This is a genomic window from Streptomyces sp. NPDC050549, assembly GCF_040655035.1.
GTDB lineage: Bacteria > Actinomycetota > Actinomycetes > Streptomycetales > Streptomycetaceae > Streptomyces.
On record NZ_JBFAJD010000008.1, the window covers coordinates 141291 to 155668 of the forward strand.

General features: G+C 72.9%; 11 protein-coding genes. 8 read left to right on the plus strand and 3 right to left on the minus strand.

The features are described from left to right. Window positions 1-17: 17 nt before the first annotated feature. Complete coding sequence (locus AB0I51_RS14640) at window positions 18-1370, minus strand: SWIM zinc finger family protein (RefSeq protein ID WP_362974915.1); 1353 nt, start codon at window positions 1368-1370, stop codon at window positions 18-20. 133 nt (window positions 1371-1503) lie between these two features. Here AB0I51_RS14640 and AB0I51_RS14645 point away from each other — a divergent pair, with 133 nt between their 5' ends. From AB0I51_RS14645 to sucD, 7 genes are all read left to right on the plus strand, one after another. Then, the gene (locus AB0I51_RS14645; RefSeq protein WP_362974917.1) at window positions 1504-2643 is read left to right on the plus strand and encodes an AAA family ATPase; all 1140 of its coding nucleotides are present in this window, start codon (window positions 1504-1506) and stop codon (window positions 2641-2643) included. Between the two features lie 81 nt (window positions 2644-2724). Beyond that, window positions 2725-5316 carry a DUF5682 family protein gene (locus AB0I51_RS14650; protein WP_362975161.1) on the plus strand — a complete coding sequence of 864 codons (2592 nt, stop codon included), beginning with the start codon at window positions 2725-2727 and terminating at the stop codon, window positions 5314-5316. A 142-nt stretch (window positions 5317-5458) separates the two neighbouring features. Beyond that, on the plus strand, window positions 5459-6700 hold the full coding sequence (locus tag AB0I51_RS14655) for a VWA domain-containing protein (RefSeq protein WP_362974919.1): 1242 nt from the start codon (window positions 5459-5461) through the stop codon (window positions 6698-6700). A gap of 65 nt (window positions 6701-6765) precedes the next feature. Further along, the gene (locus AB0I51_RS14660) at window positions 6766-7617 is read left to right on the plus strand and encodes a hypothetical protein (RefSeq protein ID WP_362974921.1); all 852 of its coding nucleotides are present in this window, start codon (window positions 6766-6768) and stop codon (window positions 7615-7617) included. A 79-nt stretch (window positions 7618-7696) separates the two neighbouring features. Next, a complete protein-coding gene (locus AB0I51_RS14665) occupies window positions 7697-7888 on the plus strand; it encodes a hypothetical protein (RefSeq protein WP_362974923.1) in 192 nt (63 codons plus the stop codon). Between the two features lie 381 nt (window positions 7889-8269). Next, the gene (sucC, locus tag AB0I51_RS14670) at window positions 8270-9448 is read left to right on the plus strand and encodes an ADP-forming succinate--CoA ligase subunit beta (RefSeq protein WP_362974925.1); all 1179 of its coding nucleotides are present in this window, start codon (window positions 8270-8272) and stop codon (window positions 9446-9448) included. 21 nt (window positions 9449-9469) lie between these two features. Then, window positions 9470-10354 carry a succinate--CoA ligase subunit alpha gene (gene sucD, locus AB0I51_RS14675; RefSeq protein WP_362974927.1) on the plus strand — a complete coding sequence of 295 codons (885 nt, stop codon included), beginning with the start codon at window positions 9470-9472 and terminating at the stop codon, window positions 10352-10354. 91 nt (window positions 10355-10445) lie between these two features. Here the strand turns inward: sucD and AB0I51_RS14680 are convergent, their stop codons facing one another. Then, window positions 10446-11594, minus strand: coding sequence for a helix-turn-helix domain-containing protein (locus tag AB0I51_RS14680; protein ID WP_362974929.1), 1149 nt, complete (start codon window positions 11592-11594; stop codon window positions 10446-10448). Between the two features lie 96 nt (window positions 11595-11690). On the opposite strand from AB0I51_RS14680, the gene AB0I51_RS14685 reads away from it, so the two are divergent. After that, entirely contained in the window at window positions 11691-13445 is a 1755-nt protein-coding gene (locus AB0I51_RS14685; RefSeq protein ID WP_362974931.1) for a DUF6350 family protein, read from the plus strand. A gap of 13 nt (window positions 13446-13458) precedes the next feature. On the opposite strand, the gene AB0I51_RS14690 is transcribed toward AB0I51_RS14685, so the two are convergent. After that, complete coding sequence (locus tag AB0I51_RS14690) at window positions 13459-14244, minus strand: hypothetical protein (protein ID WP_362974933.1); 786 nt, start codon at window positions 14242-14244, stop codon at window positions 13459-13461. Between the last annotated feature and the right edge of the window lie 134 nt (window positions 14245-14378).

Consider the following 14378-nt stretch of genomic DNA (forward strand, 5'->3'; position numbering starts at 1 on the left):
GGGGTCGGTGGGTGCGCTCAGCACAGGGACACCGGCTCTCCCGCCGCCTCCGGCCAGGCCGTCAGTGGGGTGAAGCCCCGGTGGCCCAGCTCGCCGAAAACCTTGACCGGAGCGCCGCCGGAGAGCGCGACGAGTCGCCACAGACCGGGTCCGGAGCGGGCGGTGGGGGTGAGGGGGAGTGCCGACTCCGTGTCGGCGTCCGCCAGTTGCCAGGAGTCGCCGTCCGGGGTCGGCACGACATGGTCCAGGGTCACCGGGACCGCGTCCAGCCACGGGTCGTCCCGCAGCGCCTCCCCGTAGCGGACGGCGGCCTGTGCCGTCGTCACGCCTCGCGGACGTGCCGCTGTCGGCCCGGGCGGCGCGAACTGCTCGCCCAGGGCGGCCCGGAGCTGCCCGGCACCGGGGAACGCGGACACCTCCGCCTCCAGGGCCAGCCCGACGGGCAGCGCGAGTTCCGGGGCGCGGCCCGCCGCTCCGTACGAGAGGAGCAGGCGCGTGCGGTCCGACGCCGTGCCGTGCAGCCATATCCGGCGCGTCGTCAGTTTCGCGTCCGCCGTGTCGTACTGGGCGAGGACCAGCCAACTGTCGTGCAACGGCGGGCCGTCCGCCGAACCGGGCAGGCCGATCCGGGAACGGACCGTCGCCGCCAGACCGTCGGGCAGTCGCTCGCGGCGCAGCCAGGCCCGGTCGAGGAGGTGGAGCAGCGCGCACTCCTCCAGCAGCCGCACCGGCCAACCTGGTCCCGAGGACGGGATCGCCCCCAGCTCCCTTGCCCGCGCGGCCAGTCCGGGAGCCTGCGCGTCGACCATGCGGGCCGCGGTCTCCTCCCACAACCCGTACCCCGCCTGCTCCGCCGAGGCCAGCCCGGTGCGCAGCAGGTCCGTCAGCCGCTGCTCCAACTCGCCCGCGCCCGCGGTGATCCGCTCGGCCCGGCGCTCCGCCCTGCGCCGCGCCGCCTCCGGATCAGCGGCGGCCGGGGAACCGGACGCGTCCGCCGCCCGTTTCTCCGCCGTCCGCTTCCGCCGTCCCGCCAGCCACTGCTCGGCCCAGTCCGGCGCCTGCCCCGCCGGCACCGCGTCGTCCTCGCCCGCCCACAACAGCAGCAGTCCCAGCGCGTGTTTGCACGGGAACTTGCGGCTCGGACAACTGCACTTGTACGCCGGCCCCGCGGCCTCCGCGATGTCGACGACCGTCTGATACGGCTTGCTCCCGCTGCCCTTGCACAGCCCCCACACCGTCCCCTCGTCACAACTCCCCGCCTCGGACCACGGCCCCGCCGCCCCGAGCTTGCTTCCCGCTTTGCGTGACGCTGCGTCAGGCGCCAGTGCCAGCACCTGGTCAGCCGTCCAGCGCACCCCCTGCTGAGTCATGACATCGAAGGTAGATCCCGGCACTGACAATCGGCCTGGCGCGAGCATTTACGCAGGTCAGAACGGATTGTCAGTGGCGTGGTGCACGGTGGACACCAGATCCGAACCGGCCGAGCTGGAGGGGGCCTCAGCCATGACTGTGTCCGCAGAACCCATCAACGCGCAGGCGAGTGAGAAGCAGACGGCCGAGCCGCCGGAGGCACTGCGTCCGCACGCCGAGGACGCCTTCGCCGACGAACTCGCGGCGCTCGCCGCACAGGACGACCGGCCGCGTCCGGTCCGCTGGAAGATGTCGCCGTGGGCGGTCGCCACCTACCTGCTCGGCGGCATCCTGCCGGACGGCACGGTGATCACACCGAAGTACGTCGGCCCGCGCCGCATCGTCGAGGTCGCCGTCACCACCCTCGCCACCGACCGCGCACTGCTCCTGCTCGGCGTGCCCGGCACCGCCAAGACCTGGGTCTCCGAACACCTCGCAGCGGCGGTCAGCGGCGACTCGACCCTGCTCGTCCAGGGCACCGCCGGCACCCCGGAGGAGGCGATCCGCTACGGCTGGAACTACGCGCAGCTGCTCGCCAACGGCCCCAGCCGCGACGCCCTGGTGCCCAGCCCCGTCATGCGGGCCATGGCGGAGGGGATGACGGCACGGGTCGAGGAACTGACCCGGATCCCGGCCGACGTACAGGACTCGCTGATCACGATCCTGTCGGAGAAGACGCTGCCCGTACCGGAGTTGGGGCAGGAGGTGCAGGCCGTACGCGGCTTCAACCTGATCGCCACGGCGAACGACCGCGACCGCGGAGTCAACGACCTCTCCAGCGCCCTGCGCCGCCGTTTCAACACGGTGGTGCTGCCGTTGCCGGAGAGCGCGGACGCCGAGGTCGACATCGTCGCCCGCCGCGTCGACCAGATCGGCCGCTCGCTCGACCTGCCGGCGGTGCCCGAGGGCGTCGACGAGATCCGCCGGGTGGTGACCGTCTTCCGTGAGCTGCGCGACGGGATCACGGCGGACGGGCGGACGAAGCTGAAGTCGCCCAGCGGCACGCTGTCGACGGCCGAGGCGATCTCCGTCGTCACCAACGGCCTTGCCCTGGCCGCCCACTTCGGTGACGGGCTGCTGCGGCCGAGCGATGTCGCCGCGGGCATCCTCGGCGCCGTCGTCCGCGACCCGGCGGCCGACCGCGTGATCTGGCAGGAGTACCTGGAAGCGGTCGTCCGGGAGCGCGACGGCTGGAAGGACTTCTACCGGGCCTGCCGGGAGGTGAGCGCGTGAGCGAGTCCAGGGGGCGGGTCGACGACGACTCCGCCGGGAGTCCGACCCGGAGTCGAGGGGGACGAAGTGAAGGGTACTGAGATGGTCGGTGGTCCGGGCGCCGGACCGCTGCTGCTCGGGGTGCGGCACCACGGGCCCGGTTCGGCGCGGGCCGTGCGGGCGGCGCTGGCGGCGGCCCGGCCGCGGGTCGTACTGATCGAGGGGCCGCCCGAGGCCGACGCGCTGATTCCGCTGGCCGCCGAGGAGGAGATGCGACCGCCGGTCGCGCTCCTCGCCCACGCCGTGGACGAGCCGGGCCGCTCGGCCTTCTGGCCGCTGGCCGAGTTCTCCCCGGAATGGGTCGCGATCCGCTGGGCTCTGGAGCACGAGGTACCGGCCCGCTTCATCGACCTTCCGGCCGCGCACACGCTGGCGTGGGGGAGGGAGGGGAAGGACACCCCGGACGCCGAGGACGAACCCACGGGCGAGGAGCGGCAGCCGGACCCGCCCGCCCCCGACACGCCCCCCGGCCCGGACATCCGCGTCGATCCCCTCGCCGTGCTCGCCGAGACCGCGGGGTACGACGACCCCGAGCGCTGGTGGGAGGACGTCGTCGAGCACCGGGGTGTGGGGGAGCAGGACCCGTTCGCGCCGTTCACCGCGCTGGAGGAGGCCATGGGCGCGCTGCGCGAGACGTACGGGGCCGGCGGTCACCACCGGGATCTCGTGCGCGAGGCGTACATGCGGCTCCAAGTGCGCGCGGCGCAGCGGGAGTTCGAGGACGACGTGGCCGTGGTGTGCGGGGCCTGGCATGTGCCCGCGCTGCGGCAGCGGACCACCGTCGCGGCGGACCGCGCACTGTTGAAGGGGCTGCCCAAGGTCAAGGCCGAGCTGACCTGGGTGCCGTGGACGCACCGCAGGCTGTCCCGGGCCGGCGGATACGGCGCGGGCATCGACTCGCCGGGCTGGTACGGCCATCTCTTCGCCGCGCCGGACCGGCCGGTCGAGCGGTGGATGACCAAGGTCGCGGGGCTGCTGCGGGAGGAGGACCGGATCGTCTCCCCGGCCCATGTCATCGAGGCGGTACGGCTGGCGGAGACGCTCGCGGTGATGCGCGGCCGGCCGTTGCCGGGGCTCGGCGAGACCACCGACGCGGTGCGTGCGGTGATGTGCGAGGGCTCGGACGTCCCGCTGTCCCTGGTGCGTGACCGGCTCGTCGTCGGGGATGTGCTGGGCGAGGTGCCGCCGGGCGCCCCCGCCGTGCCGTTGCAGCGCGACCTCGACCGGCAGCAGCGCAGGCTGCGGTTCAAACCGGAGGCGCTGGAGCGGGAGTTGGAGCTCGACCTGCGCAAGGAGACCGACGCCGCGCGCAGCAGGCTGCTGCACCGGCTGCGGCTGCTGGGTGTCGAGTGGGGCGTGCCGGTCGCCTCGCGGGGGAGCACGGGGACGTTCCGGGAGACGTGGCGGCTGCGCTGGGAACCGGAGTTGGCGGTGCGGGTCGCCGAGGCGGGCGTCTGGGGCACCACGGTGTCGGCGGCGGCGAACGCCAAGGCGGAGGCGGACGCCGTCGGGGCACAGAGCCTCGCCGACGTCACCGCCCTCGCCGAGCACTGCCTGCTGGCCGAACTCCCGGACGCGCTCCCCGTGGTGATGCGGGTCCTCGCCGACCGCGCCGCCCTCGACACCGACGTCGGCCACCTCGCCCAGGCGCTGCCCGCCCTGGTCCGGTCGCTGCGCTACGGCGATGTGCGCGGCACCGACACCGGCGCGCTGACCGAGGTCGCCGCTGGCCTCGCCGAGCGGATCTTCGTCGGCCTGCCCCCGGCCTGCACGGCCCTCGACGCGGACGCGGCCGAGGAGATGCGACGCCATGTGGACGCGGTGCACGGGGCGGTGGCACTGCTGGGGGATGTCGGCGGGGCTGGGCGCGACGCAGCTCTCGGGGCCGAGCGGGGGAAGGCCCCGGAGGCCGGGAGCGGCGATGCGTCCGAGCCGGGGCACGGGGGTGCAGCCGGACCCGGGCACGGCGACGCCTCAGCGCCGGGCGACGGCGAGGGATCCGGTCCTGCGTCCGGCGAGGCATCCGGAGCGGAGCGGCGCGACGCCTCCGTGGCCGGGCGCGCCGATGCCCCCGCCCTCGGTCACGGGGACCTGCGCCGTCGCTGGCGCGCGGTGCTTCGGACGCTCTCCGCGCGGGACACCGTGCCGGGCGTCATCCGGGGACGTGCCGTACGACTCCTGCTGGACGGCGGGGAGTTGGGGCCGGACGAGGCGGCCCGGCTGATGGGGCTGGTGCTCTCGCCCGGGACACCGCCGGCGGACGCGGCGGCGTGGATCGAGGGCTTCGTCGGCGGCGGGGGCGGGCTGCTCCTCGTGCACGACGAGCGGCTGCTCGGGCTGGTGGACGCATGGCTGACCGGGGTGTCGGCGGAGGCGTTCACGGACGTACTGCCGTTGCTGCGGCGCACGTTCTCGGCGTACGAGTCGGGGGTGCGCAGAACGCTCGGCGAACTGGTGCGGCGCGGGCCCGGGAAGCAGACGGGGGCGGTGGCGACGGCGGTCGGGATATCCGGGTTCGGCGCGGAGCTGGATGCCGGGCGGGCGGATGCGGTGGTGCCGGTGCTGCGGCTGATGCTGGGGCTGGACGACTTGGTGGGGAACGGCGACAACGAGCTTGTGGGGGTGGCGGGATGACGGCGAGCAGCGGTAGGCAGGGCACGAGGAGGCCGGGGGAGAGGGCTCAGTCGGCGGGTGCCGGGCGTAGGACTGAGGATCGTCCGGTGCCTGCCGTGCGGGTCGTGCCCTTGTGGGAAGGGCTGCGTGCGGGGGTGCGCGGATGACGGCGACCGGCGCGACCGGCGCGACGGGGACGACGGCGACGACGGCGAACGGGGTGGCCGGGGCGGGCGACGCCGGCGGAGTCGCGGATCCGGACCCGGGGCAGGAGCGCTTGCGGCGATGGCGGCTGGTGCTCGGGGGTGACGCGGCCGATGGCACCGGGTGCGCGTTGTCCGGGCAGGACGCCGCGATGGACGGGGCGCTGGCCGCGCTGTACGGCAGGGGGGACAAGGGGCGGGCGGGGAAGGACCGTTCGGCGGGGCTCGGGGCGTCGGCGCCGTCCGTCGCCCGCTGGCTCGGGGACATTCGGACGTACTTCCCCTCCTCGGTCGTCCAGGTCATGCAGCGCGACGCCATCGACCGGCTCGGTCTCTCCGCGCTGCTGCTCGAACCGGAGATGCTGGAAGCGGTGGAGGCCGACGTGCACCTGGTCGGCACGCTGCTCTCCCTCAACAAGGCGATGCCGGAGACCACGAAGGAGACGGCACGGGCGGTGGTGCGCAAGGTCGTCGAGGACCTGGAGAAGCGGCTCGCCACCCGTACCCGGGCCACCCTCACCGGCGCCCTCGACCGCAGCGCCCGTATCAACCGGCCGCGCCACCACGACATCGACTGGAACCGCACGATCGCGGCCAACCTCAAGCACTACCTGCCGGAGTACCGGACGATCGTGCCGGAGCGGCTGATCGGATACGGGCGGGCGTCCCAGTCGGTGAAGAAGGAGGTCGTCCTCTGCATCGACCAGTCCGGTTCGATGGCCGCGTCCGTCGTCTACGCCTCCGTGTTCGGGGCGGTGCTGGCGTCCATGCGGTCGATCGACACCCGGCTCGTCGTCTTCGACACGGCGGTCGTCGATCTCACCGACCAGCTCGACGACCCGGTGGACGTGCTCTTCGGGACACAGCTCGGCGGCGGTACGGACATCAACAGGGCGCTCGCGTACTGCCAGTCGCAGATCACCCGGCCCGCGGAGACGGTGGTCGTGCTGATCAGCGACCTCTACGAAGGGGGGATACGGAACGAGATGCTCAAGCGGGTCGCGGCGATGAAGGCGTCGGGCGTGCAGTTCGTGACGCTGCTCGCGCTGTCCGACGAGGGGGCGCCGGCGTACGACCGCGAACACGCCGCCGCGCTGGCCGCGTTGGGGGCGCCTGCCTTCGCCTGCACGCCCGACCTGTTCCCGGAGGCGATGGCGGCGGCGATCGAGAAGCGGCCGTTGCCGATACCCGACACGGCCTGACGAACTGCCTTGGGGGGCAGGGGGGTTGCGCGTCCTCGGGCGGACCGTGCGAGGATCGTCGCCTCATGATCTGGCCCGCCGCACTGTCCGGTGCCGCCCTGCGCGTGACGCGTACGGCGGTTGGACGGCGTGTGCTCCAACTGGCTTTGCTGGCAGGCGGGTTGTTCGTGCTCAGCCTCGTGTGCGGAGGGCGGGCGCAGGCGGCGGACGGGGTGCCGGCGCAGCAGCCGGGGATTCAGGCGGTGGCTCCGCCGGCCTCGGTGGTGAAGCCGGTTCCGGTTCAGGTGCCTGTTGTCGCGCCGGTGCCGGCTCCGATTCGGGTGCCTGTTGTCGCTCCGGTTCTGGCTCCGGTCTCCGACACCGTGGAGCGGGTCGTGCGGCCCGTGAGCGACGTGGTGGCGAAGACGCTGGCCGCGGTGTTGGCCGATGCGCCTTCGTTGCCCTCGCTGCCCACGCTGCCCTCGGCCCCCGTAGTGCCGAGTCAGCCCGTGCTTCCGGTCCAGGAGCCACCGGCGCACACGGCGCCGGTGGCGGTGCCCACGCCCGTCCGGTCGGCCCCGCAGTCTTCGGGTGATGGGCATCGTTCGGATGTGAGGTCCGCCAAGGCGGCGGCAGGCACAGGCGTGACGTACGGGCCGCGCGTCGCCGCCGATGAGGTCGGCGCCGTGGGGCATGCGGCCGTGCGCCGTGCGCCGGCCGTCAGACACGCCCCGGCGCATCAGGCACCCAACGGTGACCCGGGCGGCGCCCCGCGCGATCAGCAGGCTGTGGACGGCGGTGGCCCGCGGCACTGTGACGCGCAGGCCGTGACGTCGGGCAACGGGGTGGCCGTGCGGTTCGTGCGCGGTGTCGCCGACGGCGCGGGCGTGGCGGAGGCCCGGGACAGGTACCGGGACGTTCCCGTTTTCCCGGGCTAGGCAGGCCCTCCGGGCAGTTGGTCTGCCCGGACAGTCGCCATGTCTCCCTTTCTGGAACGCCTGAGGAACCGACGCACCCATGAGCAACAACATGAGCACGAGCACCGACATCACCCCGGCGGAAGCCCGACGACGTCTCGTCGATGCCGTGGTCTCCGTCCCGCGAGGGTCCCGGGTCAGGGCCGCCGCGGCCATCCAGGGCGCACGGGCCGCACGGGCCGCACGGACCGCACACGTCGTCCGCACCCGGACCGTCCGGCACTGGGAGTAACTGTCCCGCGCTGGGAGTAACAGACTCCGCGAGGCAGTGACCCCGGACGGCCGAATGCCGTCGGTCTGTCCGGGATGCGTCTCGCGGTATGGGGTCCCCGCCGGGCCAGCCCCAACCCGGCGGGGACCCCGCCCGACAACCCGCCCGTAAGCCCCGTCCGCGGCACTCCGTGTCACGGAATCCGGCATCATGTGACAGGTATCACCGCTCAGGTGTGACCCTCGATTTAGGGGCCCCCTGCAAGCAGCGATAACCTGCGAGACGGACATGCCGCGCGCTCGGTCACCGTGTGCGCCTCCCTTGTGACAGCGGACGTCACGTTGCCCTTCGCGGCACGCCCACGCATCCAACGAACCGCGAGATCACTGAGGACGGAAGCGCGTGGACCTGTTCGAGTATCAGGCGAGGGACCTCTTCGCCAAGCACGATGTACCGGTGCTGGCCGGTGAAGTCATCGACACGCCTGAGGCGGCCCGCGCAGCCACCGAGCGGCTCGGTGGCAAGTCCGTCGTCAAGGCCCAGGTGAAGGTCGGCGGCCGTGGCAAGGCAGGTGGCGTGAAGCTCGCCGCCACCCCGGACGAGGCCGTCGCGCGTGCGACGGACATCCTCGGCATGGACATCAAGGGCCACACGGTCCACAAGGTGATGATCGCCGAGACCGCGCCCGAGATCGTCGAGGAGTACTACGTCTCGTACCTCCTCGACCGCACCAACCGCACCTTCCTCGCCATGGCGTCCGTCCAGGGCGGCGTGGAGATCGAGGTCGTCGCGGAGGAGAACCCCGAGGCCCTCGCGAAGGTCCCGGTCAACGCCAACGAAGGCGTCTCCATCGAGAAGGCCCGTGAGATCGTCGCGCAGGCGAAGTTCCCGGCCGACGTCGCCGAGCAGGTCGCCGAGATCCTGGTGACGCTGTGGGACACCTTCGTCAAGGAGGACGCCCTCCTCGTCGAGGTCAACCCCCTCGCCAAGGTCGCCGACGGCCGCGTCATCGCCCTCGACGGCAAGGTCTCGCTGGACGAGAACGCCGAGTTCCGTCAGCCGGAGCACGAGGCGCTGGTCGACCACGCCGCCGCCAACCCGCTCGAGGCGGCCGCCAAGGCCAAGAACCTCAACTACGTCAAGCTCGACGGCGAGGTCGGCATCATCGGCAACGGCGCGGGTCTCGTCATGAGCACCCTGGACGTCGTCGCGTACGCCGGTGAGGCGCACGGCGGCGTGAAGCCTGCCAACTTCCTCGACATCGGCGGCGGCGCGTCCGCGGCCGTGATGGCGAACGGCCTGGAGATCATCCTCGGCGACCCGGACGTCAAGTCCGTGTTCGTCAACGTCTTCGGCGGCATCACCGCGTGCGACGAGGTCGCCAACGGCATCGTGCAGGCGCTGCAGCTGCTCACCGACCGCGGTGAGGAAGTCACCAAGCCGCTGGTCGTCCGTCTCGACGGCAACAACGCCGAGCTGGGTCGCAAGATCCTCTCCGACGCCAACCACCCGCTCATCGAGCGCGTGGACACCATGGACGGCGCGGCCGACAAGGCCGCCGAGCTCGCGGCTGCGAAGTAAGGGACGAGGGACTAAACAGCCATGGCTATCTTCCTCAACAAGGACAGCAAGGTCATCGTCCAGGGCATGACCGGTGCTACGGGCATGAAGCACACCAAGCTCATGCTGGCCGACGGCACGAACATCGTCGGTGGCGTCAACCCGCGCAAGGCGGGCACGTCCGTCGACATCGACGGCACCGAGATCCCGGTCTTCGGCACGGTCGCCGAGGCGATGGAGAAGACGGGCGCGAACGTGTCCGTCCTCTTCGTACCGCCGGCCTTCTCCAAGGCCGCCGTGGTCGAGGCCATCGACGCCGAGATCCCGCTCGCGGTCGTCATCACCGAGGGCATCGCGGTCCACGACACCGCCGCGTTCTACGCGTACGCCGTGGCCAAGGGCAACAAGACCCGGATCGTCGGCCCGAACTGCCCCGGTCTCATCACCCCGGGCCAGTCGAACGCCGGCATCATCCCGGGCGACATCAGCAAGCCGGGCCGTATCGGCCTGGTCTCGAAGTCCGGCACGCTGACGTACCAGATGATGTACGAGCTGCGTGACATCGGCTTCTCGTCGGCTGTGGGCATCGGTGGCGACCCCGTCATCGGCACCACCCACATCGACGCGCTCGCCGCGTTCGAGGCCGACCCCGACACCGACCTGATCGTGATGATCGGTGAGATCGGTGGCGACGCGGAGGAGCGTGCGGCGGACTTCATCGCGAAGAACGTCACGAAGCCGGTCGTCGGTTACGTCGCCGGCTTCACCGCGCCCGAGGGCAAGACGATGGGCCACGCAGGCGCCATCGTCTCCGGCTCCTCCGGCACGGCCGCCGCGAAGAAGGAGGCCCTTGAGGCCGCCGGCGTCAAGGTCGGCAAGACGCCGACCGAGACGGCGAAGCTGGCGCGGGAGATCCTCGCCGGCTGACCGGTACCCGGCTGAACGTCGATGGGCTCGCTCCGTGGGTCGGAGCGGGCCCATCGGTGCGACCAGCCCCCACCGGCCCGCAGTCGACGAACTACCTGCTCACCGGTGCCAACCTCTCCGGCCCGCTCGTCAGACCGGTCCGCAACCGGTCCCGTAGAGCCACCTCCCCCTCGGACAACGCCCCCTGCACAACCCTCGGCGGCACCCCCTCCACCCGCTGCCCCAACGGCACCGGCGGCTCGTAGTGCGTCGGTGCCGTTCGCACGGTGAGCGTCGTCGCGCCGATGATCGCGACGGTGAACGCGATTGCCGACCGGGTCCAGAACTGGGTCCGGCGTTCGCCGACGAACCGCACCGTGGGCGGTTTGGCCGCGTGCAGCCGCCCCGTGGAGGCGAGTTCGGCCAGCCGCCGGTGCAGCTCGGCCGGGTCCGACAGCTGGGGGAGCCGCGCGGCGATCGCCTCGCGCGCGTGCAGCAGCCGGTTGGCCGCGGCCGGCGTGCTCGCCTCCGTCTCCGCCGCCAGTTCCGCGAGACCGAGCCCGACACCGTCGTAGAGGAGAAGCGTGCGGCGGTACGACGGCGGGAGTTTGAGGAGCGCGGTGAGCAGGGCGCGGTCGGCGGGGGCCGGGGGTGGGGGTTCCGGGTGGCGGTATCTGGGGCGGAAGCGGTGCCAGGGGGAGAGCGCGTACTCGTAGGCGACCGAGCGCACCCAGCCGGCCGGGTCGCGGTCGACCGCCACCTCGGGCCAGCGCTGCCACGCGGTCTGGAAGGCACGCTCGACGGATTCCCGCGCCAACTCGCGCCGCCCGGTCAGCAGATAGGTCTGCCGCACGAGGGAGGGCGCGCAGAACGCGTAGAGCGCGTCGAAGGCCTGAGCGGGAGTCAGGGGGGCGGGTGCCGGATCGGTGTGCGGTACGGGGATCTCGACCACGACGATGTCGGCGTGCCGCGGCTCCGGTTGAGCCTCCGGCACCGCCGCCGCGACGGTTTCCACCACTGCCTCCACCTCGATCTCCGCCTCTTCCGTTGCGGGGGTTTTCTCGGCCAGGTCGTTGAGCAATTTCGCGTACGCCTCCCGTTTCCGGCCGCGCGGTGTGGTGCGGCCGGTCTCCCACGCGCGCACCGTCGCGCGGCTGACGCCGACCCGCGTGGCGAGCTGAGCCTGCGTCAGGGACACGGCCTCGCGCAGCCGTCGGCGTTCCTTGGGCGGCGGGAGCGGGGTTGCAGGGGTCTGCGTCACCGAATGCCCCTTCGTACGAAAAAGTACATAAATGTATATTGGGCGACACTTCGGAGGTTCGCCTGTTACGACGAGAAAGCGCGTGTCGTTGGGAGCATGGCGGTCGTGATGCCGATGACCCACCGCCGACCGTCGTTGTCGCCCCTCCTCACCCGGATGCGCGACCGATCCCCCGGACTGGCCGCCAGCCTCTTGGGTGGTGCGGTCGCGGCGGGGCTCGGACTCGGTTCGTTCGCCGTGCTCGTGATGGTGCTCTGGATCAGCTCGCCGTACCCGGACAGCGGACCCGGTGGCGCCCTGCACATCGCCGCCGCGCTCTGGCTCCTCGCGCACGGCGTCGAACTGGTCCGCACCGACACCCTCTCCGGAATCCCCGCCCCCGTCGGCGTGACCCCTCTGCTCCTCCTCGTCCTGCCGGTCTGGCTGCTGCACCGGGCGGCCCGGGACGCGGTACTGGGCGGGGGAGCCGACGAGACCGACACCGACATCCCGCCGGTCCCGGCCCGCACCGCCTGGACCGGCGTCGCCCTCGGCTATCTCGCCGTCGGCACCGCCGCCGCGCTCTACGCGTCCGGCGGCGAACTCTCCCCCTCCTGGAGTTGGACGGCGGTGTTCCTCCCGCTGCTCGCGGCGGGCGCGGCCGGCTCCGGCGTGTGGACGGCGTACAGGCGCCCGCGTGAACCCGTGTTGAGCGTGCTGGTCCTGTTGCCGGCCGGGCTGCGGCGGCTCGTCCTGGGTCCGGAGGCCCGTGAGTCCCGGGCCCGGATCGGCACCGCCGCGCGCGCCGCCGGTATCGGCACGGCGGTGTTCGTCGGGGGCGGTGCGCTGCTGCTCACGGCGTCCCTGGTGTGGCACGGCGGTGCGGCGCAGACGTCGTTCCTGCGGCTGACGGAGGCTCTGTCGGGCCGGTTCGCCGTCCTGTTGCTCTGCCTCGCGCTGATCCCGAACGCGGCGGTCTGGTCGGCGGCCTACGCCCTCGGCCCCGGCTTCGCGCTCGGCACCCACCACACGGTGGACCCCCTCTCCTCGGCCCCGGCCCCTCTCCTCCCTCCGTTCCCGCTCCTCGCGGCGGTCCCGGACGCGGGCCCCGGAACCCCGCTGAACTGGCTGGCGGGGCTGGTGCCGCTGGCCTCCGGGGTGATGGTCGGGTGGTTCGTGGCGCGGATCGCGGTGGGCCAACGGGGCGATGGCGGGGGCGAGTTGCCGGGGGCGGGCGGGGCGGGCGCCCGGGCGTCAACACCCTGGCCGCAGGGTCGTACCGCCGCCACCGCGCTGCTCGCCGCCGCCCTGTGCGCCGTGGCGTTGGCACTGTTCGCGGAGTTGTCGGGCGGTCCGCTCGGGGGCGCCGCGCTCGCGCGGTTCGGACCGGTGTGGTGGCAGACCGGGGGAGCGGCGCTGGGATGGCTCACGGTGGTCGCGGTGCCCACCGCGACGGGGCTGCGGGCGTGGCGACTGCGGGAACCCGGGGCGCCGAAGCCGGCGATCGGGAAGTCGGCGATCGGAAAGCCGGCGATCGGGAAGCCGCGGGAGGGGGAGGCAGAGGCGGCGGCGGATGCTCCGGCGGGCCGCCGGTTCCGGATGCCGTTCACGGTCGGCCGGAGCTGGTTCACCCGCAAGCCGAAGGCGGAGCAGCCGGTACCGGTCCAGGTTCCCGTCGACCAGCCGTACATCGCCTACGACCACGACCCGACGTTCGACCCGTACGACTTCCTGCCCGTCGACGTCCCGTCGGAGCCCTCGCCCACCCCCTGGTACGACGACGCCTCCCGCGAGGCCCGTTGGGCGGCCCTGAGGGAGGCGTCGACTCCACCGGAACACCCCGGGCCCGCGGACGAGCCCGAGCCGAACTGACCGGCGTCGTCGGTCAGTTGGCGGTCCCCAGCAAGCCGCGCAGATCCTTCGGCAGCAGCTGGTTGCAGGACTGCTTCGCCTCGTTCGTGAGGGCGTCGTTCGTGCAGGTGTAGAAGTCGCTGTAGGCCAGCTGCGCGATGAACATCGCGGCGACCAGCGCGATGGCCAGGGACGCGGTGACCAGGCCGCTCACCGCCGCCGTCGTCTGGGGGCGGCCCGGCGCCTCGGGCGGGGCCGGGGTGTCGGGGTCGGTGGTGCGGGGCTTGGCGCGCAGCGCGCTGCCGCCCCAGTAGATGGCCAGCGCGCCGAGCAGCAGGGCCACGTACGGCCAGCTGAAGAGGGCGAAGAAGAAGGCCCACATGCCGCTCAGCAGGGCGTAGCGGGCGCGGCGCTGGGCCGGGTCCGTCGGGTCCCAGCGCATGCCCTGGCCGGGGCCGCCGCCGCTCGGGCCCTCGGGGCCGCCGCTGGGTCCGCCCTGTCCGCCGGGCCGGTCGCCGAAGCCGCCCTGGGAGCGCCCGGGCTGCCGGTCGCTCCACTGACTGCCCCACGGCGAACGACCGCCGTCACCCTTCGAGGCGTCGCTGTCGCCACCCTCCGGGCGCCGCGGCTGCCACGGCCGGTCCGGGGTGCCCTCGGGCGGCGGGGCGAACGGGTTGTCGTCCTGCCCCGCACCGCTCTGTCCCTCCGAGGGCGCGTCGGGCGGCGCGGAGGGCCGCTCCCGGAGCAGCACGGTGCCGCGCTCCCCTCCCTGCAACGACTGCGGGGGGAACGTGAGGAGTCGCAGACTGCGGTCCGGCATCAAGTGAGCGTCTTCCCCTTGTTGAATACGTCTCTCCGACATGAGCTGTCACTTCGTGAACGCGTCGCACGACAACCGCGTTCCCGAACGCTCTCCGCAGACGCTACCTTCCGGCCACGCCCCCGTCCCGTGGG

Coding starts and splice junctions, on each gene's coding strand:
- AB0I51_RS14690 (WP_362974933.1), bottom strand. CDS start 14,244: ATGCCGGACCGCAGTCTGCGACTCCTCACGTTCCCCCCGCAGTCGTTG.
- AB0I51_RS14650 (WP_362975161.1), top strand. CDS start 2,725: ATGGTCGGTGGTCCGGGCGCCGGACCGCTGCTGCTCGGGGTGCGGCAC.
- AB0I51_RS14660 (WP_362974921.1), top strand. CDS start 6,766: ATGATCTGGCCCGCCGCACTGTCCGGTGCCGCCCTGCGCGTGACGCGT.
- AB0I51_RS14645 (WP_362974917.1), top strand. CDS start 1,504: ATGACTGTGTCCGCAGAACCCATCAACGCGCAGGCGAGTGAGAAGCAG.
- AB0I51_RS14685 (WP_362974931.1), top strand. CDS start 11,691: ATGGCGGTCGTGATGCCGATGACCCACCGCCGACCGTCGTTGTCGCCC.
- AB0I51_RS14665 (WP_362974923.1), top strand. CDS start 7,697: ATGAGCAACAACATGAGCACGAGCACCGACATCACCCCGGCGGAAGCC.
- AB0I51_RS14655 (WP_362974919.1), top strand. CDS start 5,459: ATGACGGCGACCGGCGCGACCGGCGCGACGGGGACGACGGCGACGACG.
- AB0I51_RS14640 (WP_362974915.1), bottom strand. CDS start 1,370: ATGACTCAGCAGGGGGTGCGCTGGACGGCTGACCAGGTGCTGGCACTG.
- sucD (WP_362974927.1), top strand. CDS start 9,470: ATGGCTATCTTCCTCAACAAGGACAGCAAGGTCATCGTCCAGGGCATG.